Below are 25,349 nucleotides of genomic sequence, written 5' to 3' on the forward strand. Positions count from 1 at the left end.
AATCGCGCGCAACAGATACAGTTGTTCCATCAACCAATGCTTACACGCAGCAAAACCCATGTCTCCACACCACCTTTTCCGATTCAATACATCTATTTTACCATGCCTGAGAGAAAAGAAAACGTTAATCTTTACTTAAATAAGCCGGCAATCGAGTTGAAGAATGCACTGAGACCGTCAAACAACTTCGCAAAAAATCCTTTTGTCTCTTCTGAGGTCGCGAAGGCCTGGATATCTTGTCCGGCATCTTTCAGTCCACTCTCGATTTGACCCCAGTTCAGGTCCGCTTGTTCCATTTGATTAAACAGTCCGGTCAACCGGTCCATCTGAGCATCGGATAAATTGATGTTATTGTTTTGGATGACTTGGACGATGACGTTTTCAATTTCGACCTTCGTTTCCGGCTGTTGTTTCGCGATTTCCGCTTTGATTTCATTCATCAAGTCGGCGACTTTATCCGTCCCGACCGTTTTCCCGACATCGGATGTCACAGAGAGTTCTTGCTGGGCAAGGTCTTTTCGTTCATCGGTCAGTTTGATGCCGGTCTCGGCAGAGGTTTGATCGTACGCTTTCATGATCCCGGTCAAAGCCGAAGTTCCGGTTACCTTATACGGGGACGTGATCGTAATGTCCGCATCCGTTACACCCGCCGTGACAAGGGCGTTGAGGTACATGTCTTTTGTGACCCAGGTGATGTTTTCGGTCGCGACAGATAATCCATCACCTTTTTCCGCCAACTCAATTTTAGCGGAAGAGTACATGCCGCCGCCCCGTTGTGATTGGGGAATGTTTTTCCCGAGATATTTTTCTTCATCGGCAGATGTTGCGATAATCGGAGTGATGCCTTCCGGTGCATTCAAGCGGGACAAGACCCACGATTTATCCTTTGCCCCAAGGGATTCGCCAAGGGTGACGATTGTTTTGTCGACCACTTGTTCAGCAGATGCGGCCGTCGGTAGCAGTAAGGTAGTAGCAAGTAAAGCAGATGCCGTCCATGTGATTGTTTTATTCATAAAAGTTCCTCCATAAGTTAAGTATCAGGTACTAAATTTAGTCTAATCGACCGGCGACAGAAGAGAATCGGTCTCAAGGACGAGCCGCCATCCACCTTCCGTCATGTTCATTGTACAAAAAAAATGAGCGAAATGACGAGAAAGGGTCAATTCCACATCAAATCATGATAAACTCAAAACAAATCAAATAGCGACCACTAGGGGAGTCAGTAGGCTGACTGAGACGACGGAGACGTTCGGACCCTTTGAACCTGATTAAGTTTGGACTTACGGAGGGAAGTGGCGTGGACGATCCTCTTTTTATGGTCTTTTCACGTCATGCCTGACATCGGGTGTGGCGTTTTTTTGATTAACAAAGGGGGAAACGACATGACATTCAGTGAAGAAATCCGGCAAGCGGCACAACAGTATTGGGACAGCAGCTTTAGCCATCCGTTCGTCACAGGGATCGGAGACGGCACTTTGCCGCTAGCGAAGTTCCGCCATTACGTCCTGCAAGACGCCTATTACTTAAAACATTTTGCGAAAATCCAGGCCCGCGCTGCTTCGAAAGCCCAAGATTTTGCGACGATCGCTGAACTGGCGGAGCATGCGACATCGACGTATGCCGCAGAACTCAGTCTGCACCAATCGTTTTTTGAACCGCTTGGGATTGCAAGCGAGACGCTGGCTGAGTTCGAACCGGCACCAACGGCTTATGCGTATGTGTCGCACATGCATCATGCGAGTGAAGGGACACTGGGGGAGACGATTGCCGCTATTTTACCGTGTTACTGGCTTTACTATGAAGTCGGACAGCAGTTACAAGGCTGTACGCCGGATTCTCCAATCTATGCGCAATGGATTGCGACATACAGTTCCGAATGGTTTGAACGGGTCGTCTTTGAACAAGTTGATCGTCTGAATGATTTGGCGGAGCGGGCAAGTGCCGAAGAACGGGAACGGATGAAACAACATTTTGTTAAAAGTTGTTATTATGAATTGATGTTTTGGCAGATGGGGTGGACGGAAGAGACGTTTGAAAAACAGTACATGCAGACGATGGAAATCACATCATCGAAGTAAGGAAAAACGTTTAAATCAACAAACACCGGATCCGACGACAATCGGATCCGGTGTTTGTTGTCTAAAAAAATAACTCAGCTGTGTCGTTCAATCAAATCCGCCAGACGTTGTTTGACGGCAGTCGGATTGGTTAAATCCTGATTGGATAACGACAGTTTTGTCATCGTCTCGTCCGTACCGGCCATTTCACTGAACAGTGAACCAAGACTGTGCGCACGGCGGTCGATTTGGACGACGATGTCGATGCCGGACCGGTCTTGCAACAGGATGACTTCGATTTCGTCCAGTTTATGGGCATAATGGGTGCCGCGTGCTGAATACTCGAGTTCTTGCGCGATCGGCAGATCTTTCCGGAAGCGGCCCGGTAATTTCTCTGTATCGGCTTTCTTTAAACGGAATCCGAGGTCTTCCATCGCTTCAAGGATAACCGATTGATAGTCATTGGCTTTGACGACGACAGCATCGTGGTCAGAAGGGTCAACCGCCTGCGCGATATCAAGACCCGTTTCGATCCACGACTTCGATTGGCTGACAGAAAGCGGCGTATTGAACGGTACTTGGAGCGTGAACGGAATTTCGCGTTCGACACCTGCTTCAATCGTAAACGGGGCTTCGTTTAACGCAAACCGATCCAGTGTGAATGTCGTAAATGCCGTACTGTCGCCGACTTCTTGTTTGTATTGGGTATTGAAGGCGAGATAAATCCGGGCGATTTCCTGATCGACGCTTCCGCCTTTGATGTGGACGACGCCCGTGATCGTTCCACCGGGTTCACAGTGATCTTGTTCGAGTCGTGTATCGACCGTGGCGGCACCGATGCCGATTTGTGAAAGAATTTTTTTGAACATGTTGTTTTCCTCCTAAAAAATGAAGTATGAGCACTGAACAATAAAGCTTGCTTGCTTGTCGAACGCGGGTGAATTTGCTACAGTTTCGAAAGACCAAACAAAAAAGGACGGGACGATACGTGGAACTAGACCAATTAAAAGACCTGCTTATCAAAAAGCTGCAGGCAACTTCACTCATACACGCGACGATTAGCGGTCCGCGCCAAAAATCAAACGATCTGCGTCGAATCAAGTTAAAACCGATTCTACTTAGAGATACGTATGCAATCCAGTTAGAGTTTCAACATGAACGGATCATTAAGCATGAGAATTTAAGTATAGAAGAATTTATTTTGCGAATGGACGATTATTTTAACGAATTTCGTCAATTTTTATTCCGTTTTGAGACGGAAGAACTTCAATTCCAACTGTCGAAGAAGATGAAAGTCTCGCTGAAGACGACGGTTAAAGAACCGGTGCAGGCGGAATTATCGCATAACCGGAAAAAGAGTCATCTGCTCGAAGACGGCATTCCGGTTCCTTTTCTGATTCGGCTCGGTGTCATGACGGAAGACGGACAAGTCAAACGGCAAAAATACGACAAGTTCAAACAGATCAATCGATTCCTCGAATTTGTCGAAGACAGTATCGCAGTTTTACCGAAAGGACGGACGCTACGGATTTTAGATTTTGGATGCGGGAAGTCGTATCTGACGTTCGCTTTGTATCATTATCTGAAAGTCGTCAAAGAATTTGATTTAAACATCACCGGTCTTGATCTCAAAAAAGAAGTCATTGAAGAGTGTACGGCGATTGCCGCCGATCTTGGATATGACGATTTGACGTTCCGAGTCGGCGATGTCCACGATTACGATCAGGAAACAGAAGTCGATTTGATGGTGACGCTGCATGCCTGTGACGTCGCCACCGACGTCGCCCTCGCTCGCGCAGTGGATTGGAACGCCTCTGTCATTCTCAGTGTCCCGTGTTGTCAAAAGGAACTGAACCGTCAGCTGGATTGTTCACCGCTCGACGTGATGCTCCAGCACGGCTTGATCAAGGAAAAGTTCGCCTCACTCGCAACGGATTCGATTCGTGCCGAATTATTGTCACTCGTCGGCTACGATACACAGTTGCTTGAGTTCATCGATTTGGAACATACACCAAAAAACGTGTTGATCCGAGCGTATAAAAGTCAAAAACAACCGACTGACGAAAAGATCGAGCGTTACGTGGCATTCCGGGATCTCTTGCAGGCAAAACCGTTTTTGGAACGTGAATTGAGCGGCAGACTTGGACAGATTTCATCGAAACTCGTACAATAAAGAAGACAACGATTTTAAAGGGGGAACAAATACAATGGATTTCCAAATGTATTTTGAAGATGTCGTTCAGACGGCACGTAAAGAAGCAGCAGCAGCCGGCTTTGAAGAACTAACAACGGTCGAGAGTGTCGATGAGGCGATGAAACGCGAAGGACTGACACTCGTCCTCGTCAACTCGGTGTGTGGATGTGCTGGCGGAATCGCACGTCCGGCAGCCGCTTACATCAACCGGATGGAAGGCGTCAAACCGGATCATTTCGTCACGGTATTCGCAGGACAAGACCGGGAAGCAACAGACCGGGCACGTGAATACTTCGAAGGGTATCCACCGTCATCACCATCATTCGCATTGATGCAAGACGGAAACATCTTGTCGATGGTCGAACGATTCGACATCGAATCCTTTACGGCGGAAGAAGTCGTCGAGAAATTAGAATCGCTGATTGAAATCTACGCTTAATGTGTGATCAAGAAGAGACCGACTCCACTGTCGGTCTCTTTTTTATCGTTCGGTTGAAATCAGATAGAGAAAAAAGGACTGTCTACAAATAAATGTAAGCGGTAACAATGGTTTTGATTAATCATAAATGATGAATAAAAAAGAATTTTATGCATTATTTCAAGATTTTTATGCTTTACAATGAATAAATATTCGTATATTCTAAAAACAATAAATCAGGTCAGGCTTTTTAGTATTGAATTAGAAAAAAACATAAGTCATACTATTGTTAAAGTTCTGACAATTGAGCGTTGGAAGGGGAATTTATTCATGAAAAAATTAGTAGCAACGGCAATGGCAGGCATTCTCGCAGTCACGATGGCAGCATGTGGTGCATCGGAAGAATCGACAGGCGAGACGAACACAAGCGATAAAGTATTGACGATGGGAACGTCAGCGGATTACTTCCCGTTTGAATACATCGACACGGCGAAAGGTGACGAAATCGTTGGATTTGATGTCGCGATCGCAAAAGAAGTCACGAAAAATCTCGGATACGATCTCAAAATCGAGGACATGGAATTTGGCAGTCTGCTCGGAGCGCTCAGCTCGGGACGTGTCGACTTCGTCATGGCGGGGATGACACCGACGGACGAACGGAAAAAGAACGCTGATTTCACGGACATTTATTTTGAATCAAAAAACCTCGTCATGACAAAGGATAAAGCAATCACGGCGGATGATGAGTTAAAGGGCAAAAAAGTAGGTGTCCAGCTCGGATCGATTCAAGAAGCGTTGGCAAAAGACCGTTACAAAGACAGTGAAGCGGTCTCGTTAAACAAGATTCCGGAAATCATTCAAGAATTGAACACAGGCCGGATCGACGCGCTGATCATTGAAGACGCCGTCGCCGTCAAATATATGGATCAAGACGAGTCGTTGAAAACATATGAAATCAAGGAAGATGGACCAACCGGTTCTGCTGTCGCCTTCAAAAAAGGAGACAAGATGCGTGACGAGTTCAACGCTGAGTTGAAAAAGATGATCGACAATGGTGACATCGACAAACTTGCAGAAGAATGGTTCCAAAAAGAAGCAAAATAAGAGTAGTGCATAGGGGTGGGGGTAACCTCATCCCTTTTGTGCGACGTTAGGAGATTGGTTATGATAGACTTTACAAAGATTCAAGATTCAATCCCATACATCCTGCAAGGGATTCCGGTCCTGTTCCAAGTTGTGGTCGTCGCGGCAATTGCCGGGATGCTGATCGGAATCGTGGTCGCCGCCCTGAAAATCACGAAAAACGGATTCGTTCGGTTCATCGGTCATGCCTATACGGCCGTGTTCCGCGGAACACCGCTCATTTTACAGTTGGCGATCATTCACTTTGGTTTACCGCAATTGACGGGGTACGTCACAACCGGTTATCAATCGGCGATCATCGCCTTTTCCTTAAATTCGGGTGCGTACATCTCGGAGATCATCCGGGCCGGAATTCAAGCCGTCGACCGCGGACAATGGGAAGCGGCCGATGCACTCGGAATTCCGTACATGAAACAACTGCGTTCAATCATCTTGCCGCAAGCCTTTAAAAACATCCTGCCGGCACTCATGAACGAAATGATCACGTTGACGAAAGAGTCGGCGCTGATTTCGACGGTCGGTGTGCTTGATGTCATGCGCCGGGCGCAGGTCGTCGGGGGAGAAAAGGCATTATACTTCGAACCGTTGTTGTTTGCCGGATTCGTCTACTTCGTGCTTGTGATGGGATTGTCCTTGATTGGTCAACAAGTCGAAAAAGCTATGAGAAAGAGTGGGTAATCAGATGGAACCTATGATTCAAGTGACTGATCTGTATAAGCAGTTCGGAAAATTAGAAGTCTTAAAAGGCATCACGACGACTGTCGGACGGGGCGAAGTCGTGGCCGTCATCGGACCGTCGGGATCCGGGAAATCAACGTTTTTGCGTTGCATCAATCTATTGGAGCAACCGACCGGCGGGACGATTAATGTTGATGGTTTTGAATTGACGAAACCGAAAGCGAACATCGCCAAAGCCCGTCAAAATATCGGGATGGTCTTCCAACAATTTAATCTCTTCCCTCATAAATCAGTCCTCGATAACTTGATTTATGCGCCGATCAACGTGCTTGGGTTATCGAAGGAAGACGCTGTCAAACGGGCGGAAGTGTTACTCGATCGTGTCGGATTGGCAGAGAAGCGGGACAACTTCCCGAATCAGCTGTCCGGTGGTCAAAAACAACGGGTTGCGATTGCCCGTGCCCTCGCGATGGAACCAAACGTCATGCTGTTTGATGAACCGACGTCGGCCCTTGATCCGGAAATGGTCAATGAAGTGCTGGACGTCATGAAGCAACTGGCAGAGAGTGGGATGACGATGGTCATCGTCACGCACGAAATGGGCTTTGCCAAAGAAGTCGCCGATCGTGTGTTGTTCCTCGATGAAGGGATTTTGATGGAAGAAGGCAGTCCGGTCGAATTGTTTGATCATCCGAAAACGGATCGGGCAAAAAAATTCCTCGAAAAAGTATTATGAGATCAAACGCTAACTCCCTTAAAATGAGTTAGCGTTTTTTAAACAAGTTTTTTAGAAGGAGGGAACGATTGTGATCAAGGAAACGGAACAGTTCGTCAAAACCTTTCATGCCGATGATTTTTCGGGACACGATTATGCGCATATCGAACGTGTCCGGCGGATGGCGTTACAGATTGCGAGAAGAGAAGGGGGCGACGCCCGGATCATTGAACTGGCAGCCTTGTTGCATGATGTCGCGGATGCAAAACTTGGAGGGACGAGCAGTTTCGTCGACACGTATCTTCAACCACGTGTATCGCCCGGCGAGCGGCAACATATCCTGGAAATCATCAACAGCTTGTCCTTTAAGGGGGGGGACCGGCCACCGATGCGGACGCTCGAAGGGAAAATCGTCCAGGACGCGGACCGGTTGGATGCGATTGGAGCCATCGGGATTGCCCGGACGTTTCAGTTCGCCGGTCAATTTAAGGAACCAATGTATGTACCGGGACTCACTCCACGTGAGCCGGGCGACCGGACAAGTCCAACGAGTGCCTTACATCATTTTGACGAAAAGTTATTGCGTCTGAAGGATTTGATGAACACGGACACGGCAAAAGTCATCGCGGCAGACCGTCATCGTTACATGCTTGAATTCGTCGAACGGTTCAAGCAGGAGTGGGAAGGTCAGGAAGAAGCATAGTGCGTCCTAAACGGCAACAAAGGTGGCAGAAGGTTATCTGCCACCTTTGTCGTTAGAGAAAGATGTTTAAATCAGCCGCTTTTGCGGGTTAACTTAAGATGACTGCCGTGATCAAACCGAGGGATGCGAATAAACCGACGATCGCGCCGCCCTCTTCATGCGCTTCCGGCATCATCGTCGAAGCAAGCATCGCGATGATACCGCCACTGGCAAAAGCACCGATCATCGCAAACTGCATGTCGGGCAATTCGGCGAGGATTGAGTATCCGGCCAGCGATGCGAGTGCGGAAATCAACCAGACGAGTCCCCACATCAACAGAATCTTTTTCTTTGAAAACCCGTCCTTTTGAAGTCCGGTCGTACTCGAGAGTCCTTCCGGAATGTTGCTGACGAAAATCGCGGCGACAAGGGCTGCACTGACGTTACCGGACAGGAGACTGGCTCCGATCATGATCGATTCCGGAATCGCGTCAAGAATCGTTCCGAAAAAAATCGCCGTTCCGGTTCCTTCATTGCCGCCCGAGGACCGCTTTCGTTTACTCGCTCCACGTGACGAGACAAACATATCAAATGCCGTAAAGACAAGCGAACCGACGATGAAGGAAATGCCGACGACCATCGTCGTCGATTTGTTTAACGCTTCATCGAGCAGCTCGAACGTCGCGGCGCCAATTAAAATACCCGTTCCGAACGACATCACGTACCCGATCAACCGTTGCTTTAGCGGGACAAATAAACCAATTAAGGCGCCGATGACAACAGCCCCTCCCGCAATGGCACCCCACATAAAGGCTATGCCCATACGATCCACCTCCTTCTACTTACCTGTATTCTTATTTTCCTAAAAAAATGATTAATAAACATATCTAATCCGAAATCAGCGTCTTGGATTGACAGCCGGCGACAAAAAATCCCCAGTCGACAAGACGGGGATTAAGACAAGCATTAAAACGGTTGTTTATTCAGCCAATGCCCACCATCAAGGGCGATACATTCCCCGTTCAAGTAACCGGCTTGATCGGACAACATCCAGACGGCAAGTCCGGCGATTTCTTCCGGTGTTCCGAACCGACCGAGCGGCACGTTCCGGCGAATCCGTTCCGCATGCTCCGGTGACATGGCGAGTTTGTCAGCACCGCCTGTCCGTTCGATTGGTCCCGGACTGATCGCATTGACACGGGCTTGATACTTATACCCCCATTCGACGGCGAGAGTCCGTGTCAGGTTCAAGACGCCGGCCTTTGCCGCAGCGCTTGGTGCAACACCCGCACCTGCCTGCCACGCATAAGAGGCGACGATATTGAGAATCTGTCCTCCGACGACCTGATCTTCCTGCCATCCTTTGACGAGGGCATGGGAGCAGTTGAACGTCCCGTTCAAGACGATATCGACGACCGTCTTCCAACCATTCGGTGATAACTCATCCGTCGGACAGATAAAATTACCCGCCGCATTGTTGATCAGGGCTTCGAGTCGACCAAAACGTTCACGTGTTTGATTGACGGCTGCGAGACAGGCTTCAGGATCACGGACATCCATCTGAATGACAGCATGTTCACCAGCAATCTGTTGTAAATCGAGATCCGTCTGTTGTAAACGCTCGGCGTCGCGCCCTGTGACGACGACATTCCAACCGGCCTCTTTTAAGGCGAGTGCCATCGCTTTCCCCATGCCGCTTGTTCCACCGGTGACGAGTATTGTCTTTTTCATCCCTAAAGTCCCCCTTGTATAATGAATGAACAACCATTCATTATACGTATTCAAAAAAGAAGGAGCAGACTCCTTCTTTTTTGAATAAATTATTCGGCAGCGAGTGCTGTGTTCGTCAAGACAGGAACAACTTGTTTTTTCCGTGAGACGACACCTTCGAGGTACACGAGGTGGTTCGTCGCTTCGAGACCGTAAGCGCGTTCGACAAGTGAGGCTTCCGGTCCGAGAACAAGCGCGACGGAGTTGTTCGTCAGGATGTCCGTTACGAGTAACATGTACAAATCAAGATCCTTTTCAGCGATCAATGATTCAATCCGGGCTTCGAGTTCCGCTTGGCGAAGCAGTACTTCTGCCGTATCGACCGTATTGGCTTGCGCGATTTCGACCTTCAGCGATCCCATCGTGAATTCCTTGGCATCAAGCGCAATCAATTCATCGATTGTTTTCTTTGATAAGTCAGCACCGGCTTTCAGCATGTCGAGTCCATAAACATTGACGTCGACACCAGCGATTTCCGCCAACTCACGTGCTGCGATGACATCTTGTTCCGTACACGTCGGTGATTTAAACAATAACGAATCGGAGACGATGGCCGATAACATCAAGCCGGCGATTTCCGGTTTGATCGCGACACCGTGTTCTTTGTACATCTTGTTTAAAATCGTTGTCGTACAACCGACCGGTTCAGCGCGGTAATACAACGGATCAGATGTCTCGAAATTGGCAATCCGGTGATGGTCGATGACTTCCGTCACCGTAACCGCATCGATGTCATCAGCACTTTGCTGACGTTCGTTGTGGTCGACGAGAATGACGTGGTGTGCTTCACTTGATACGCGTGTGACGAGACGGGGAACCGCCACCTTGAAATAATCGAGTGCGAACTGAGTTTCGCCGTTGATTTCACCAAGACGAATCGCTTCCGCGTGGACGCCGAGTTCTTTTTTTAATTCCGCATAAGCGATCGCTGAGGCAATCGTATCCGTATCCGGATTTTTATGACCAAATACTAAAACTTTTTCCATGTGCATTCACTCCTAAATGATTGATGTCTCGCCCATTAGTGTACCATAACTCGGAATTAGACGGCGTTCATTTTCAAGAGGATACCGGCGATTTTTTCGCTCCAGTACGGGTCGGAGGCGTAAAACACGTTCATCCCCCGGGCCTTATTTCCGAGAAACGCACCCCGGTAATACTTGCCGTCTTCCGCCAGATAATCCCGGGCGATGAACTTGCCGGTTTTCCGGATTGAATCTTCAAACGATGTGTAGGCTGTCGCATTTTGACCCGGTGCGATATCGGTCGCATTCACCCCAAACAGGTTGAACTTATCCCGGGCGATCTCCGACCGTCCGTAATTGGATTCGTGGATGGCGTGCGCGAGCAAATAAGCGGCATTGACCTTGTGATCGCGTTCGACCTGTTTAAACGTCTTGCCGGTACCGATTAACGGACTGTCCGGTGCGTTTTTTTTGATGTACGCATCGAGCTGCTTTGCCGTCAACTCCGTCGGCTGACGCAAATTTTTGGTTAAGGTCTTCGACTCGACATAGGTTGTCGTCCGTTCAGGTGCCGACGACGGTGCCTGTCCCGCCGTGATCAATCCGCCGAGTCCCGCATCCGCAACGATATAATGCAGTAAACGGTCGCCTCGTGTCTCGTAGTAAGAGCGGTTACTCGATCGCTCAAGCGGATACGGGGTCAGCCGATCAGAATCGACATAACCCGTCAGACCGGCGATTTCAATCCGGCTTGCTTGTTCGCCGTAGGTCAAAAGTGATAACCGGCTGCCGGGGGCGACATATGTCAGTCGCTTCTTTAAAGTCCGGTCGGCATAGATGTTGAGCGTTTCCGGTGCATCGGCGATGCCGATGCCCGAACCGGTCAAGTACAGATAACGTTCGTCGGTTGTACGTTGCACGGCACCACGTTTTTGACCGACAAACGCTTTTGCCTGATCAAACGAATCAAACTCTTTTTCTTCGATCACTTTCCCGTCCCGGTAGAGTTCAGCGATGTAAGGAGAGGCGGGGGGAAGAATCGTCTTCGGTTTGTCTCGAAACAAAACGAACAGCAACATGCCGAACAGAAAGAAAAACAGGATGCCTTTCCAGGAACCTGATTTACGAACCGGTCGGGTGGGGCGGATGGTGCGTTTACTCAAAAAATCACGTCCTTTGAAAATATCAATCGACAACCGGGGTAAAGAATAGGTACGCTAACAAAGAATGGAGGGAAGTCCATGTTGATTGGATATCGTACGTTAAAGACGGCTGTCGCAGCCGCACTCGCCATGTGGATCGCAGAGGAGATGCAGCTCGATTATTACGTCTTTGCGGCCATCATCGCCATATTAAGTATTCAGGCTACGCGTAAGAAATCGTTCCGGGCCTCGTATGAACGAATCATGGCTTCGTTACTTGCCATCGGGGTCGGTTTTATCCTCTTTGAAGTCATCGGCTACCGCCCGATTGCGATTGCTTTATATTTCATTATATTCCTTCCGGTCACACAACGCCTTCGTCTGCAGGACGGTTTCATTACGAGTGTCGTCATTCTGACCCATCTGTATACGGCGCAAAAACTGAATCTCGACATCTTTTTAAATGAGATTTATCTGTTGTTGATTGGAGTGGGTGTCGGATTGCTCGTCAACATGTACATGCCCAGTCTCGACCAAACGATTGCCGAACGCCGCCGCCAAATCGATCAACGGATTGCCGCCTTGTTTTTTGAAGTGGCCGCCGCCGTCGAAACGGGACGGATCAACCATCACTCATTGACGTTACACGAGACGGAACGGTTATTAAAAGAAGGGAAGGACGCCTCCTTGAAACGAATGGGCAATGCGATCGGGAGACGCAACGACGATGAGGACTATCTGTATTTCCGGATGCGGGAACAACAGTTTGAACTCTTGAGCGGCATCGTCCGAAATGTCGACGATTTGGTTCTGGTCGTCGCAGAAGGCAAAAAAGTCGCCGACCTGTTCCGGACGATTGGTGACAATGTCCGACCCGATGCCGATGCGACTGTTTTCTTAAACGAACTGAGACGTCTGCTCGAAGAATTCCGGGTTTCCCCCTTACCGACGACACGGGACGAATTTGAAGTCCGGTCTGCCTTGCTGCATATGTTGCAAGAGACGGAACAGTATTTACAACTCAAACAGCGGTTTGTGCATCAAAAAAGATAAAACATCGTCGAGGCGAAGGTTCCGATCAAGAAAATCGCTAAAATTGCGATGGTCGTCCACTTGATAATCCGCTGCTGTTTAGATGGTTTTGCCATGAGGCCGTTCACTCCTTTCAAACGATACGTGATTATAGCCATTGTACAAACAACCTTTCTGAAGTGCAAATCCATCCGATAATGGTATACTAACAAAGCGCTAGATGGATTAAAAAATCGAGGAGGAATGCGACATGGTCAATGAGCAACGTGTGCTCGATACATTTTTAGAATTGGTCCAGATTGATTCGGAATCAAAAGAAGAGGCACAGATTTGTGCCCATCTGAAGGAGACGTTCACGGCACTCGGGTGTGAAGTGTTCGAGGACGATGCTTCATCAAAAACGGAACATAAAGGAAATAACTTAATCGTGACACTCCCGGCAACACAGGAAGGTGTCGATAAGATTTATTTCACTTCCCATATGGATACCGTTTTCCCGGGGCAAGGGATCAAACCAATCATCGAGGACGGGTATGTCAAAACAGACGGATCAACGATTCTTGGGGCGGACGACAAAGCGGGACTCGCTTCTTTGATTGAATTGGTTCATGTTTTGAATGAAACGAACCAACCTCACGGAAAAATTCAATTCGTCATTACGGTCGGTGAAGAATCAGGATTGGTCGGGGCAATGGTCTTGGACCGTTCTAAAATCGACGCCGATTATGGCTTTGCACTCGATTCGGACGGAAAAGTCGGTGATATCATCACGGCAGCTCCAACGCAAGCGAAAGTTAATGCCAAAATCTATGGAAAAACGGCCCATGCGGGTGTTGCTCCAGAAAAAGGCGTCTCTGCCATTACGATTGCCGCAAAAGCAATCGCTAAAATGCCGCTTGGCCGGATCGACGAAGAGACGACGGCGAACATCGGACGTTTCAGCGGCGGCGGTCCGTCAACAAACATCGTTTGTGATTATGTTGAAATCTTTGCGGAAGCCCGGTCGCTTGTTGCTCCGAAAATGGAAGCGCAGACGGCGAAAATGAAAGCAGCTTTCGAAGATGTCGCAGCAGAACTCGGTGGACGTGCGGAAGTGGAAGTTAAGGTCATGTACCCAGGCTTTAAATTCGAAGCCGGAGATCAAGTGGTGGAAGTCGCGAAGGCAGCGATCACACAACTCGGCCGAACACCACGCTTGTTGCATTCTGGTGGGGGATCAGATGCCAACGTAATTGCCGGTTTTGGTATTCCGACTGTCAACTTGGCTGTTGGTTACGAAGACATTCATACGACAAACGAAAAAATGCCGATTGAAGAGCTCGTTAAGACAGCAGAATTATGTGTGACGTTAGTGGATTACATCACGAATAAGTGATGCCAAGCTAAAAAAGAGTGTACCGCAACGTTGCGGTACACTCTTTGTCGTTGTACGATTAAGTTAATTGTGGACGTTCGAAATATTCCATTGACTCAAGAACAAGTTCTTCCGTACATAGTAAGGTTGTTGCAATGTCTTGAATTTGGATTGATTTCCCATACTGTTGCCGATAGTTCTCGTTTAACATCCGGGCACTTTGTACGATTCGTGCATAAGTCCGTTCGATTTTGGTCATGGAAAAACCACCTTTCGAATCAGTATGGGTACAGTTTATCATGCTTCTGCTCGAGAAAGGTGTATTTTGTGTATAAAAATTGCTAATTTTACGAAAAGGGGAAAAAGATGGAATTTTATTTTTTAGGAACAGGCGCGGGAATGCCGTCCAAACAACGGAATGTCTCATCCATCGCACTGTTACATCCGAAGATGACCTGGTTATTTGACTGTGGCGAAGCAACGCAACATCAGATGTTGCACAGTCCGATCAAACCGCGTAAGGTCAGTACGATTTTCATCACGCACCTGCACGGCGACCATATCTTCGGACTGCCAGGTTTTATCAGCACCCGGGCTGCACTTGAAGGGACGACGTTGTTGACGATTTATGGACCAAAAGGATTAAAGGAGTGGCTGGACGCGACATTACGCGTCACCGGGACGTATCTGCGGTATCCACTCGACATCATTGAAGTTGAGGCAAGCCGGACCTATGAACATGAAGGATTCCGGATCACCGTCGAAGAGTTGGAGCATCGTTTTCCTGCCTTCGGTTACCGGATTGAGGGAGAAGAAGAGAAAGGTGCCTTGTTAGTGGATGAATTAAAACGGTTAGGCATTCCTTCCGGTCCGTTGTATCGACAGATCAAGCAGGAACCAACGTTTGTTTTTGAAGGAACCGAATATCAATCCGCCGATTTTCTGGGTGCGCCCAAACCGGGCGTCAAGATCGCCGTATTAGGTGATACGGTGCCTTGTGACAACAGTATCCGCTTGGCCGATCAGGTGGATCTTTTGATTCATGAGGCGACATTTGCGGATTCCGAGCAGGATCATGCCGGACGTTTCGGACATTCGACGGCGAGGCAAGCGGCTGAGATCGCTGTCCAGGCGCAAGCAAAAAAACTGTTGTTGACGCACATTTCAGCGCGCTACGTCGATCAGGAACAACGCTTGGAAACGGAGGCACGAGAAGTATTTCCAGAGTCATACCTCATGATGGATCATCAATCTGTCGTGATGAAGGGGTAAAACAATATGGACTTTCTCATCCAATGGTCACTTTTTTTGTTAGCTGCCATCATCCTTGGCTTCTTTTTAGAGAAGCGAACCGAAAAAGAACAGTATTTATATTTAAAATTCGTCTTTTACGCCTGCTTAGGGGCGGTCTCCTTTCCCGTTTATGACATTCAACTACCGCTTGGTATCATTCTATTTTTGATTGTCTTACACCCTAAGAAAAATTCGAGATACAAACGGTATATGGCATTGTTCGGTTTTCTGTTTTTCCTGTTACAGCTAGTGTTGGGTCCGTTTGATACGATCACTCTTCGCGAAGAAACCCAACAGATGGGACAGGTCACGATCACGGATGATTCGTTTGAAATCTTAATGGATCATATCGACCGGCGGATCGGCGATGATTCGTTACGCTTGGAGCAAAGCCAATTATTGTTTGACCAAGGTGGTAATCTGCGGAATGCGACGTTTGAATTGATTGCGAAAACGCCTACCCGGTTCGTTCGGTATGAGGTCTCGTACCAGGAGGTGACGGGAACCTTGACCTATCGTCCGCGGGAAGAAGTATTGACGCGGTCATTGGAGTCGTATTATCAAAAACTGATTGATGCCTCGACGTCCTTTACGATGTTAAAGACGTTATCGATCAAACAGATTTTGCATGAATCAAAAACCCCGTACGTCGAAATGGATCTCGACGGTCTGTATGAAACGTTCAGTCTGCAAGATGCGACCGTTTTACTGGTGGATGATCAAGGCGATCTGATTCCCTATGTCAACACGGGAGAAGACGTGCTCGCGAATGCGATTCGATTGACGTATCTCCGATCGGACGGTCAATCGTTACAAGATAAAAAAATTCTTTTATACAATTACAGTTTTGAAACTTCAAGACGAAAAGGAGTCGTACGATGAAAAAATGGATGCTCATCAGCAGTCTCGTAGTATTGGCGGGTTGCGCGGAACAAACGACAACAACGGATAATGAAAGTGCTAAAGCCTGTGACCGATCGGTCGAAGTATCCGTTGTCGATCATGCCGACAAAAAAACCTTGTTCGAAGACGAAATGTGTTTGACGAAATCGGACACGGCACTGGATGCGTTGGAAGAGACGGATTTAGCTGTCGTTAAGACCGGTAAAGGCGACATGAGTTATGTCACTGCCGTAGACGGTATCCGGGAAAAATCAGCCGGTGCAAGCAGTGGCTGGGTATTTGGTGTCAACGATAAACCGGGACAGGTCGGGGCTGCCGCGTATGAGTTAAAAGACGGCGACCGCCTGGAGTGGCGGTTTGAAAAAGATGCAATGGCTTATTTTCAGTAAGGCAGAACGGGAGCGACTTCATCCGCTGAATGTCGCTCTTTTTTTAGTGGCGATGTTATCGGTCCCGTTCTTTCTGACAACTCAGCTGATCGTTCTTCTGATCTTTCACCTGTTGTTCTTTATCGGGATCCGCGAATGGACGGTCTTTCGTTACCTCTTGCTTCCACTGCTCTATGTCGGTTTGATGTATGCTCCGCTGCTCGTGGGAGCCTCGATCGATGCTTACGGAATTTGGATGACAGGGTTGACCGTCGCGGTCTTCGTCACGTCCAGTCAACTCGTTTTTACACTCGTTCGTCTGGAACAGATGGGTCCGCTCTTTCGGGTCCTGCCCCGGCTGACACGTTTGACCGGGATGGTTCTGGCCATTGTGCCATCGCTGCTGCGCACTTGGCCGGAAGTGAAGATGAGTCACCCGAAACAGTCGCTTGAAGTCAAGCTGGAACGGATTGCGCTGTACCATCTGCTGCCGATCGAGGCCGTGCCCAGTCGCCTGCAACGTATGACGCGTCGGGATGTGCTCAAAGGTGTGTTGATCGGTGGTGCCTTTTATGGATTGACGACGTCATTTGCACTGGGAGCCGCTTTTCTTTTACCGTTACTGTTGATTTTCTCAAAAGGAGGGTTGCGTGATGCCTACTATCATTACCGACGAAACCGGCTCGCTTGAGACGTTGGAACGTTTGGCACAATCCGAGGGGGCGGACGTCATCCGTCCCGACCGGTTGTTGCATGGCCGTGTCCGTGATTTACTGTCGACGACGAGTTTATTTGTTGCCGGTGAACTGGCGACCTTGCTGGGACTGGAAGCCTTTTTTGACCGGGAAACCAGTGAATTGTCGTCCGGTGAACAACAACTTGTCTCACTCGGCTATACGTTGGCGTCACTGCCAAAGTCAATTTTTTTGGCAGAACCGTTTTTATTTTTGGATCAAACGCGCAAGTCACGTCTGCAATCCTTATTAGCTGAAATCGAACAGCGTTTTACGTGTCACGTCACGTACTCGGTGACACCTCAGCATCGTGTGCAACGAACAGCGTTTCAAGAGACATCAATTGGTCCAGTCATCGACGAGATGATTCGCGTCGAACACCGTTACCCGTTACAAGCGAAGTACGCTTTGGCAGTCAGTCAGATCTCATTTCGGTCCGGAGAACGGGTCGCCTTGATTGGAGCGAACGGAAGCGGGAAATCAACTCTTCTACGTTTATTGTTAGGCGTCGACCGGCCGCTGTATGGCAAAGTCAAACGGACAGGAGACAAGCGGTATATCCCGGCTCATCCGGCACTCGCACCGGCTCTTGCCGGTGAAAACTTGACCTTTGCCGAACAAAAACAACAGGTGCTGGCCCGGATATCGTGGTCAAAAGACGCGTACTACTTTGATGAACCGACGGCCGGTTTATCGAATCAACACCGCACGGCCTTCATCGATGCGGTGCTTACGCATCCGCAAAAATTAATCGTCATCGCCACACATGATTCGGACGTAATCGTCCACGCGACCCGCGTCATTTATCTCGTCCAAGGAGAAGTCGCCTATGACGGTCCGGCTGCCGCCTTTATCGAGCAAAGCAGGGTCTACGAATGGAATTGATTCTCGTTGCCGTCGTTCTGATCAGTTTGATTGTGCTCCGGTTTGAATACCGTCCCGTTTCGGAATCGATGTTGCGTTTCATCGCCTTGGTCACGGCAGCAGCGATTGTCGGTCGGCTTCTGTTTGCCGGTGTCCCGAATGTTCAACCGGCCACCGCGCTTGTCTTGTTGCTTGCTGCGTGCGTCAGTCCGATCATCGGGGCCATTGCCGGGATGCTCGTCGTTGTGCTGACCAGTCTGTTTTTAGGAAGCGGACCGTTTGTCCTGTTCCAAATCATCGCCTATGCTGCAATCAGTCTCTTTTGTGTATTGCCGGGGATGAAATCACGGGTCATGTTATCGATCTATGGCGCAATGGCAGGTTTTTTGTATGGGTGGATCAGTAATTTAGGATTTTTGATTTTTACCGGTTTTTCACCTGAGGCGTTTGTTACTTTGTTGCTGACAGGCGGTGTGTTTGATTTGTTGCACGGGGTGTCGAACGTGGTGTTCATCTGGATGTTGCATCCGATTTTTTTACGGATTTTGCACTCGTTTGACGGGAAATCGGGTAAATAGAAGTAATCCCATGAGACTGGAGTGAAGTATCATGATTGGTTCAGCGCTATCCATAACGTATCTGTTGTTGTTAGTACTTATTGCAGCGTTTGGTCTGTTATTTGGAAGTATCTTATTGCTGAAGCGAACGGTCAGGGGGCGGTATGCCGGCTTTTATTTACTGGCAGCCGCCATTTTTCCAGCCGCGATGATGATCACATCAGTCGAAGGGGGACTGATCGGACATTTGTTTTTTGAGACCGATTTATTTTTATCAATCGTTGCCTGGTTATTGATTCTCTCGACCGGCTATATGACGATGGTGACGGCGCTGGTCACGTTCCGGTATGTGTATCGGTATACCGCATTGCCGCGAACGCTTCAAAAATGGTGGACGGATCATATTCATCGTCCGAATCAGACGCACTAATCCAAAAAGACGTCCGTCGATTCCCAGCAGGGACGCGACGAACGTCTTTTCTTGTCTGACAGATCAGTTGGAGAAGCTGAATTCCTCTTCCGGCGTCTCTTGTTGCTGATCCGGATTTTGAATGCGGCCCGTCACTTCCGTCAAGAGACGGCGTGGCAGAAATTTTGCGACGGTCACCATGGCACGGTTACTTGCACCCGGCACGACGACCCGTTTTCCTTTTAATGTGCCGCGGTAGCCGGCGAATGCGACGAGATGTGACGGCATACTTTTGAACGGTAACGTGATTTTAGCCCGGTCAAAGAAATTCGTATCCGTTGGTCCCGGACAGAGACACGTGACCGTGACACCGGATCCGTCGAGTTCTGACGCCAGCGCTTCCGAGAACGACAAGACGTACGCCTTTGTTGCATAATAGACGCTCATGTACGGACCCGGCATAAAGGCGGCGACCGAAGCGACGTTGAGGATACGACCAAATCCACGGTCGATCATCCCCGGAACCAACCGTTTCGTCAGATCCGTCAGAGCGACGACGTTGACGTGAATCGAGTTGATGTCTTCCGACGGATCGATTTCCGCAAAACGTCCCGACGTGGCAAAGCCCGCGTTGTTGAACAGCAGATCGACTGTCAGTTCATGTTCGTCGAGATAATCGATGACACGGGAGACGCTGTCCGCCTGCGACAGGTCAGCAGCAAACGTGTATGCTTTAATTTGATAACGTTTTTCAAGAACGTGTTTCAGTTCAGTGAGTTTCTTCTCGTTGCGGGCGATCAGGACACAATCAAAACCATCGCGTGCTGCGAGGACGGCTAAATCAAGACCGATTCCTCCGGAAGCACCTGTGATCAAAGCAGTTTTTCGTAACATAATAAAATCCTCCATTCGGTTGGTAAATCAATCTTTATTGCTTATCATTCCCTATTGTTCCCCTGATTCCTGCTCCGTAAGCATCTCCTTTTGGAAGTCGGGTGATCATCGGTATGATTAAGACGATGGAACATCCACAGAAAGCGAGTTGAACAGCGTGAGAAAAAACGTCACGATTGCCTTATTATTAGCCACATTTTTAGCCGCGATTGAGGGAACAATCGTCGCGACGGCAACACCGGTCATGGCCAGTGAATTGAATGGGGCCAAACTCGTCAGCTGGATTTTTGCAGGATTCCTGCTGTTCATGGCGGTTTCGACCCCGATTTACGGCAAGATGGCCGATCTGTATGGACGCAAACGTGTCTTGTTGTTCGGAATCGGCGTATTTACACTCGCCTCGTTGGCCTGCGGGCTTGCTCAGACGATGGAATCCTTGATCATCTTCCGTGCCGTCCAAGGCATTGGTGCCGGAGCGGTTTTACCGATTGCAATGACCATCATCGGAGATCTTTATACATACGAAGAGCGCGGGAAAATCCAAGGTGTCCTCAGTGCGGTCTGGGGAATTTCCGGTGTGGCGGGACCACTCGTCGGCGGATTTTTAGTCGAAACGTTATCGTGGCGCTACATCTTTTTACTCAATGTTCCGTTTGCCTTGATTTCGTTTATCATGATCGTCGTGTATTACAAGGAAACCGTTAAAGCCACGACCCGAAAAATTGATTACCGGGGAGCCGTCTTATTTGCCGTCGGAATGAGTGCGTTGCTGTATGCCTTATTGTCGGGCAGTGAGTCCGAGACGTTTTTGCGTCCGGTCATCTTGATCAGTTTTGGTGTCAGCGCCGGGTTGCTGTTCTGGTTTTACCGGGTTGAAAAGAAAGCGGCGGATCCCTTGCTTCCGCCGGCCGTGATTCGTCATCCGGTCATTCTCGTCATTAATCTGGCCGTCTTCTTTTCCGCCTGGGTCCTCGTTTCGATGTCCGCCTACATTCCGATTTTTGCACAGGGCGTACTCGGGAAAAGTCCGACCGAAGCCGGATTCATGCTGATGCCGTTGTCGTTGTTCTGGACGATTACTGCGATCATCGGCGGCCGGACGATCGGGATTGCTTCGCCGCGTTACCGGACGATGACCGGAATGGGATTGCTCGTTGTCGGCATGATCATCTTGACCTTCATTGACCGGGCGTCGAGTGATGTCTTCATCTACCTGGCCGTCTCCTTGATCGGAATCGGCTTTGGTCTCGCTCAACCTGTTTTCATGGTCGTGCTTCAGACATCCGTCGACTGGTCACTCCGGGGATCCGCAACCGCCGTCAATTCTTTTTTAAGCACAACAGGACAGACGCTTGGTGTTGCGATTTTCGGCACGTTGTTTAACGTTTCGATCATTCAAGCCTTCAGTGATTCGCCGTTGCTGTCCGCGTATACAATCGATCCGTTTTTCCAGTCGGATACAGCAGGACGTTACGGAACGGAAGTCCAGTCGGCAGCCGAACAGGCGCTGGCAAACGGGTTACATCTCGTCTTTATCGGAGGATTAGTCTGTGCCGTGCTCGCCTTTTTGATGACGTTTCGTCTGCCGAAAGTGCGTCCGGAAGATCCGACCAACTAAAAAACACCAAGCTGGATGCCCTTTGAATCAAGGGCATCCAGTTGGCGTTAACGTTCGGATTCGGACGTCGTGGCGGCATTTTGTTGAGCGAATTGTTCCCGTATGTCACGTTCATTGCGTCGGAGAAACAGACCAATCCCGACCAGTAACAGTGTGGCTCCGGCAATCTGGATCCACGTCAACGATTCCTGGAACAAGAAGTAACCAAAAATCATTCCCCAGACGGCTTCACCAAGAATCGTGATGCTGACGATGCTGGCACTGACACGGGACAAGGCCCAATTGAACAAGTTATGACCGAGCAATGTCGGGAACACTGCGAGTAGAACATAGATACGCCAGTCGACTTGAAACGCAGCGACGAGGTTGACCGATTGGATGAGTGAAAACAGCAACAGGACGACGGAGGAAACGGCGTACACACCAAATGAATAGGTATTCGTCGAAACGCTCGTCCGGACATGTTGACCGAGCAACCAGTAACCGGCGACAAGAATCGTTGCCAGCAACGCCAGTCCGTCGCCGATTAAGGCACGCGGACCTACCGCGATGTCACCGTAAGCAACGAGCCCGCCACCAAGGAGGGCGACACCAACAAAAAAGAGCGCCTTTTTGGACGGATGTTGTTTAAAGAAGACGGCGTTTCCGATCAAGACAAAAATCGGACTTGCCGTTACGAAGAGCGTCGAGCTGGCAACTGTCGTATAATCAAGAGACAGAAACCACAGCCAGAAGTGACCGGCTAACAGAATGCCGCTCAAAATCATATGGCGAATTGTTGTCGAACTGAGGCTGAGCAATTCTTTTAAGTGGATCAACGGGAGCAACAGCAACGTTGAAAACAGCATCCGGAAAAAAGCAACGGCTTCAATCGGGGTTTCGGCCCATTTAACAAAAATTGCAGATGTCGAGATAAAAAAGAGCGCCATGAATAAAGTGAAATAGGGCATGTGAACCTCCGCGTGTCTGAAGTAAGGAAATGAGGGTGAAACGATGCAATTAATCATTGCGGAAAAACCAAAACAAGCTGAAAAACTCGCAGCGCCATATCCATCGGTCAAGCGGGACGGATACATTGAAATTAAGCCGTGCGATCGTTTTCCGGCGGGTGCCAAACTGGCGTACGCGGTCGGACATTTATGTGAACTGCAGGAACCGGCGCATTATGATGCCAAGTGGAAACGGTGGAACTATGACCATCTTCCGATCATTCCCGAACGGTTTGATTACCGCCTGTCGCGTGGGAAAAGCAAGGCATTCCAAGTGATCAAGAAATTGTTAAATGAGCGGACGACAACTTCCATCATTATAGCATCGGATGCCGAGCGAGAGGGAGAGGCAATTGTCCGGCTGATTCTTCGCCTTGCGAATAATGCCAAGCCACTCCAACGACTCTGGATATCGAGTCTGACTCCGCAAGCCGTCGACCATGGATTTGCCAATCTGTTGGATGGAAAAGAAACAGAAAATCTGTTTCATGAAGCGATGAGCCGGGCCTGTGCCGACTGGCTGATCGGGATGAACGCCTCGCGTGCCTATACGACCTTGCTCAAGAAAAAAGGAATTGCCGATGTCTTTTCGTTAGGACGGGTCCAGACCCCGACGTTATCCTTGATCGTCGAACGTGAAAAACAGATTGAAAACTTCCGACCGGAAACATTTTTTGAAGTCGAAGCGGATTTCACGCGATATAAAGGCAAGTACATCAATGCGAAAAAACAGACGAAGATTACAGACCGTGAACTGGCAGAGGCGATTGCAGCCCGGACGAAGGGAACAGGCATCATTGCCACAGTCGAGAAAACGGAACAGGTCGAAAAGCCGCCGTTTTGGTTCAGTCTGTCTTTATTACAGACGGAAGCGAGTCGACGCTTTGGGCTAGGGGCAAAAGAAACGCTGGATATTGCCCAAAAACTCTATATCCGAGGCTGGATCAGTTATCCCCGGACGGACTCATCGTTTGTCTCAAAAGACGAAGCCAGCCAGTTTCCGTCGATTTTAAAACGTCTTCTCAAACAACCGGAGTATGCGGAACTGACCGACGTCCTGACCAAAAATCCGGCGACAAATAAACGGTATGTCAACTCGGCGAAAGTCAGTGACCACTATGCAATCATTCCGACGGAAGAAGCCGGAGCAGTCGCTAAATTGTCGGGCCGTGATGCGCAGGTCTATGATTTGATCGTTCGCCGTTTTCTAGCCGCCTTTGCCCCGGATGCCCGTTCCGAGAAAACGGAGATCGTTACGCAGCGGGAGCAGGACCGGTTCATCACGAAAGGCAGCCGGTCGCTGGAACTCGGATTCAAACGTGTGCTGCAAATCGAAGCGAAGGAACTGGATTTACCGGCGGTCGAAATCGGACAACAGGTGCCGATTAAAAGTGCGAAGTTGCTTGAGAAACAAACGGAACCACCTAAACGGTATACCGAAGGAACGTTGATTCTCGGCATGAAAACGGCCGGGAAGGTCCTCGAAAATGAACTGCAAGCAATCATGAAGGAAATCGAGGGGCTGGGAACGGAGGCGACCCGAGCCGGCATCATTGATGGGCTGAAGCGACGTGAGTACATTCAGGTCAAGAAAAAAGAAATTCACCCGACGGCGAAGGGACGAATTTTAATTGAAGCCGTCAGCGGAAGTATCCTTGCCTCGCCGGAGATGACCGCAAAATGGGAAAGCCGGCTCGACCAAATCGGGAAAGGTGAGGCCTCGGCAGCGCAGTTCGTCGAACAGGCTAAAAAGTTGTCACAACATCTCGTCGAAGATGCCAAAACACGTGTCGAACAACTCGAAGTCGATCCGACGCAAGTGCCGGCGAAGCGGGCACGGGGCGCGACAAACCGTCCTGTTGGGATCTGTCCGGTCTGTCAGGCGGAATTACTCGATCGCGGAAAATTCTACGGCTGCAGTGCCTATCAGAAAAAGAACTGTGGTTTTACGTTACCGAAAACAATTCTCGGTGCCCGCCTGACGCAAGCAGAACTGAAAAAGGTGTTGGCACACGAAAAAACGAAACCACTGGACATGAAAAAGAACGGACGGACGTTCCGGGCGATGTTATACCTCGAACAAAACCAGCTAAAATTTGAATTCGTGAAGGGAGAAGCCTGATGCATTACGATTTGATGGAGAACCAAACATTTATCCCGATGTTTGAACGTTTTTTGAAGGAAGGGACACGCTTGACCGTCTGGTTTCCAAACGAAGTGACGGTCGGACCGGCGGACGAGTTGATTTTGGAGGCGGAAGAGTTATTTGGTGTGACAGCAGAAGTCATTGATGATCCACAATCGTTTGGTAAAACCTTATTGATGCCGTATTTGACGGAACAGGAAACCCGGGAGGATGGATTTGTCCGATACGAAGCCGAGATGACCGAGGAAGTCAAAGCGGTTTTGCGTGAACTGACGTTGCCGATGATGACAGACGGTGATTTTGTTGTCCTTTATTCCTATCAGATTGATGTGCCGAACGGTTCGTTGTTTGTGGAAGATTGGTTTAATGCGGAAGTGTTACTGGAAAATTGATTTGATACCGGAACCTGGGCTGTTTGATTTGC

28 protein-coding genes and 1 riboswitch are annotated in these 25,349 nt (G+C 49.1%); of the genes, 19 read left to right on the top strand and 9 right to left on the bottom strand.

The features are described from left to right. Window positions 1–131 precede the first annotated feature (131 nt). Window positions 132–1,013 (bottom strand): DUF1002 domain-containing protein, encoded by an 882-nt coding sequence (locus KNP87_RS06340; protein WP_026833530.1) that lies wholly within the window; start codon window positions 1,011–1,013, stop codon window positions 132–134. Window positions 1,014–1,202: 189 nt separating this feature from the next. Then, window positions 1,203–1,308, top strand: a riboswitch (TPP riboswitch). A 74-nt stretch (window positions 1,309–1,382) separates the two neighbouring features. Here KNP87_RS06340 and tenA point away from each other — a divergent pair. Next, a complete protein-coding gene (gene tenA / locus KNP87_RS06345; protein WP_119922515.1) occupies window positions 1,383–2,078 on the top strand; it encodes a thiaminase II in 696 nt (231 codons plus the stop codon). A gap of 74 nt (window positions 2,079–2,152) precedes the next feature. On the opposite strand, the gene KNP87_RS06350 is transcribed toward tenA, so the two are convergent. After that, complete coding sequence (locus KNP87_RS06350) at window positions 2,153–2,926, bottom strand: sporulation protein (protein ID WP_026833528.1); 774 nt, start codon at window positions 2,924–2,926, stop codon at window positions 2,153–2,155. 119 nt (window positions 2,927–3,045) lie between these two features. Between KNP87_RS06350 and KNP87_RS06355 the strand changes: the two genes are divergently transcribed. The 6 genes from KNP87_RS06355 to KNP87_RS06380 all read left to right on the top strand — a co-directional run bounded on the left by KNP87_RS06355 (window position 3,046) and on the right by KNP87_RS06380 (window position 7,908). Continuing rightward, a complete protein-coding gene (locus KNP87_RS06355) occupies window positions 3,046–4,230 on the top strand; it encodes a class I SAM-dependent methyltransferase (RefSeq protein WP_214721156.1) in 1,185 nt (394 codons plus the stop codon). A gap of 34 nt (window positions 4,231–4,264) precedes the next feature. Then, the gene (locus tag KNP87_RS06360) at window positions 4,265–4,690 is read left to right on the top strand and encodes a BrxA/BrxB family bacilliredoxin (protein ID WP_026833526.1); all 426 of its coding nucleotides are present in this window, start codon (window positions 4,265–4,267) and stop codon (window positions 4,688–4,690) included. 309 nt (window positions 4,691–4,999) lie between these two features. Next, window positions 5,000–5,773: a transporter substrate-binding domain-containing protein gene (locus KNP87_RS06365; protein WP_026833525.1), complete on the top strand. Its 774-nt coding sequence runs from the start codon at window positions 5,000–5,002 to the stop codon at window positions 5,771–5,773. Window positions 5,774–5,833: 60 nt separating this feature from the next. Beyond that, the gene (locus KNP87_RS06370) at window positions 5,834–6,490 is read left to right on the top strand and encodes an amino acid ABC transporter permease (RefSeq protein ID WP_026833524.1); all 657 of its coding nucleotides are present in this window, start codon (window positions 5,834–5,836) and stop codon (window positions 6,488–6,490) included. Window positions 6,491–6,503: 13 nt separating this feature from the next. After that, the gene (locus KNP87_RS06375) at window positions 6,504–7,226 is read left to right on the top strand and encodes an amino acid ABC transporter ATP-binding protein (protein ID WP_026833523.1); all 723 of its coding nucleotides are present in this window, start codon (window positions 6,504–6,506) and stop codon (window positions 7,224–7,226) included. 67 nt (window positions 7,227–7,293) lie between these two features. Next, window positions 7,294–7,908: an HD domain-containing protein gene (locus KNP87_RS06380; RefSeq protein ID WP_214721232.1), complete on the top strand. Its 615-nt coding sequence runs from the start codon at window positions 7,294–7,296 to the stop codon at window positions 7,906–7,908. Between the two features lie 88 nt (window positions 7,909–7,996). Here KNP87_RS06380 and KNP87_RS06385 read toward each other — a convergent pair whose 3' ends face one another. The 4 genes from KNP87_RS06385 to KNP87_RS06400 all read right to left on the bottom strand — a co-directional run bounded on the left by KNP87_RS06385 (window position 7,997) and on the right by KNP87_RS06400 (window position 11,785). Continuing rightward, entirely contained in the window at window positions 7,997–8,710 is a 714-nt protein-coding gene (locus KNP87_RS06385; protein WP_026833521.1) for a ZIP family metal transporter, read from the bottom strand. A gap of 143 nt (window positions 8,711–8,853) precedes the next feature. Beyond that, complete coding sequence (fadH, locus tag KNP87_RS06390; protein WP_214721157.1) at window positions 8,854–9,618, bottom strand: 2,4-dienoyl-CoA reductase; 765 nt, start codon at window positions 9,616–9,618, stop codon at window positions 8,854–8,856. Window positions 9,619–9,707: 89 nt separating this feature from the next. Then, window positions 9,708–10,643, bottom strand: coding sequence for a manganese-dependent inorganic pyrophosphatase (locus KNP87_RS06395; RefSeq protein ID WP_026833519.1), 936 nt, complete (start codon window positions 10,641–10,643; stop codon window positions 9,708–9,710). Window positions 10,644–10,699: 56 nt separating this feature from the next. Next, window positions 10,700–11,785, bottom strand: a complete 1,086-nt coding sequence (locus KNP87_RS06400; RefSeq protein WP_214721158.1) for an N-acetylglucosaminidase — start codon at window positions 11,783–11,785, stop codon at window positions 10,700–10,702. Between the two features lie 78 nt (window positions 11,786–11,863). Between KNP87_RS06400 and KNP87_RS06405 the strand changes: the two genes are divergently transcribed. Both KNP87_RS06405 and KNP87_RS06410 read left to right on the top strand, forming a co-directional pair. Then, a complete protein-coding gene (locus KNP87_RS06405) occupies window positions 11,864–12,817 on the top strand; it encodes an aromatic acid exporter family protein (RefSeq protein WP_026833517.1) in 954 nt (317 codons plus the stop codon). 229 nt (window positions 12,818–13,046) lie between these two features. Further along, complete coding sequence (locus KNP87_RS06410; protein ID WP_026833516.1) at window positions 13,047–14,171, top strand: M20/M25/M40 family metallo-hydrolase; 1,125 nt, start codon at window positions 13,047–13,049, stop codon at window positions 14,169–14,171. A 58-nt stretch (window positions 14,172–14,229) separates the two neighbouring features. Here KNP87_RS06410 and KNP87_RS06415 read toward each other — a convergent pair whose 3' ends face one another. Then, window positions 14,230–14,409 (bottom strand): hypothetical protein, encoded by a 180-nt coding sequence (locus KNP87_RS06415; protein WP_026828866.1) that lies wholly within the window; start codon window positions 14,407–14,409, stop codon window positions 14,230–14,232. Window positions 14,410–14,516: 107 nt separating this feature from the next. Here KNP87_RS06415 and rnz point away from each other — a divergent pair, with 107 nt between their 5' ends. Genes rnz through KNP87_RS06450 form a run of 7 tightly spaced genes read left to right on the top strand, consistent with a single transcriptional unit; the run spans window position 14,517 to window position 19,299 of the window. Continuing rightward, the gene (gene rnz, locus KNP87_RS06420) at window positions 14,517–15,422 is read left to right on the top strand and encodes a ribonuclease Z (protein WP_214721159.1); all 906 of its coding nucleotides are present in this window, start codon (window positions 14,517–14,519) and stop codon (window positions 15,420–15,422) included. 6 nt (window positions 15,423–15,428) lie between these two features. Continuing rightward, window positions 15,429–16,325 carry a hypothetical protein gene (locus tag KNP87_RS06425; protein WP_119922519.1) on the top strand — a complete coding sequence of 299 codons (897 nt, stop codon included), beginning with the start codon at window positions 15,429–15,431 and terminating at the stop codon, window positions 16,323–16,325. Then, complete coding sequence (locus KNP87_RS06430) at window positions 16,322–16,735, top strand: DUF4430 domain-containing protein (RefSeq protein ID WP_026833513.1); 414 nt, start codon at window positions 16,322–16,324, stop codon at window positions 16,733–16,735. The genes KNP87_RS06425 and KNP87_RS06430 overlap by 4 nt, the downstream gene beginning before the upstream one ends. Continuing rightward, window positions 16,713–17,405 (top strand): hypothetical protein, encoded by a 693-nt coding sequence (locus tag KNP87_RS06435; RefSeq protein WP_214721160.1) that lies wholly within the window; start codon window positions 16,713–16,715, stop codon window positions 17,403–17,405. Before KNP87_RS06430 ends, KNP87_RS06435 begins: the two co-directional genes overlap by 23 nt. Then, complete coding sequence (locus KNP87_RS06440) at window positions 17,368–18,333, top strand: ATP-binding cassette domain-containing protein (RefSeq protein WP_214721161.1); 966 nt, start codon at window positions 17,368–17,370, stop codon at window positions 18,331–18,333. Before KNP87_RS06435 ends, KNP87_RS06440 begins: the two co-directional genes overlap by 38 nt. Then, window positions 18,324–18,890: an ECF transporter S component gene (locus KNP87_RS06445; RefSeq protein WP_214721162.1), complete on the top strand. Its 567-nt coding sequence runs from the start codon at window positions 18,324–18,326 to the stop codon at window positions 18,888–18,890. Before KNP87_RS06440 ends, KNP87_RS06445 begins: the two co-directional genes overlap by 10 nt. A gap of 31 nt (window positions 18,891–18,921) precedes the next feature. Then, window positions 18,922–19,299 carry a hypothetical protein gene (locus tag KNP87_RS06450; protein ID WP_026833509.1) on the top strand — a complete coding sequence of 126 codons (378 nt, stop codon included), beginning with the start codon at window positions 18,922–18,924 and terminating at the stop codon, window positions 19,297–19,299. Window positions 19,300–19,362: 63 nt separating this feature from the next. Here KNP87_RS06450 and KNP87_RS06455 read toward each other — a convergent pair whose 3' ends face one another. Next, window positions 19,363–20,172 (bottom strand): SDR family NAD(P)-dependent oxidoreductase, encoded by an 810-nt coding sequence (locus tag KNP87_RS06455; protein WP_035387651.1) that lies wholly within the window; start codon window positions 20,170–20,172, stop codon window positions 19,363–19,365. Window positions 20,173–20,329: 157 nt separating this feature from the next. On the opposite strand from KNP87_RS06455, the gene KNP87_RS06460 reads away from it, so the two are divergent. Then, window positions 20,330–21,790 carry an MDR family MFS transporter gene (locus KNP87_RS06460; RefSeq protein WP_119922524.1) on the top strand — a complete coding sequence of 487 codons (1,461 nt, stop codon included), beginning with the start codon at window positions 20,330–20,332 and terminating at the stop codon, window positions 21,788–21,790. A gap of 47 nt (window positions 21,791–21,837) precedes the next feature. Here KNP87_RS06460 and KNP87_RS06465 read toward each other — a convergent pair whose 3' ends face one another. Beyond that, window positions 21,838–22,740 (bottom strand): DMT family transporter, encoded by a 903-nt coding sequence (locus KNP87_RS06465; RefSeq protein ID WP_035414200.1) that lies wholly within the window; start codon window positions 22,738–22,740, stop codon window positions 21,838–21,840. A gap of 43 nt (window positions 22,741–22,783) precedes the next feature. Here KNP87_RS06465 and KNP87_RS06470 point away from each other — a divergent pair, with 43 nt between their 5' ends. Continuing rightward, window positions 22,784–24,901 carry a DNA topoisomerase III gene (locus tag KNP87_RS06470; RefSeq protein WP_214721163.1) on the top strand — a complete coding sequence of 706 codons (2,118 nt, stop codon included), beginning with the start codon at window positions 22,784–22,786 and terminating at the stop codon, window positions 24,899–24,901. Then, window positions 24,901–25,317: a hypothetical protein gene (locus KNP87_RS06475; protein ID WP_214721164.1), complete on the top strand. Its 417-nt coding sequence runs from the start codon at window positions 24,901–24,903 to the stop codon at window positions 25,315–25,317. The genes KNP87_RS06470 and KNP87_RS06475 overlap by 1 nt, the downstream gene beginning before the upstream one ends. The last annotated feature ends 32 nt before the right edge of the window (window positions 25,318–25,349 follow it).

The organism is Exiguobacterium sp. s192 (genome assembly GCF_018618795.1).
Classification (GTDB): domain Bacteria; phylum Bacillota; class Bacilli; order Exiguobacteriales; family Exiguobacteriaceae; genus Exiguobacterium_A; species Exiguobacterium_A undae.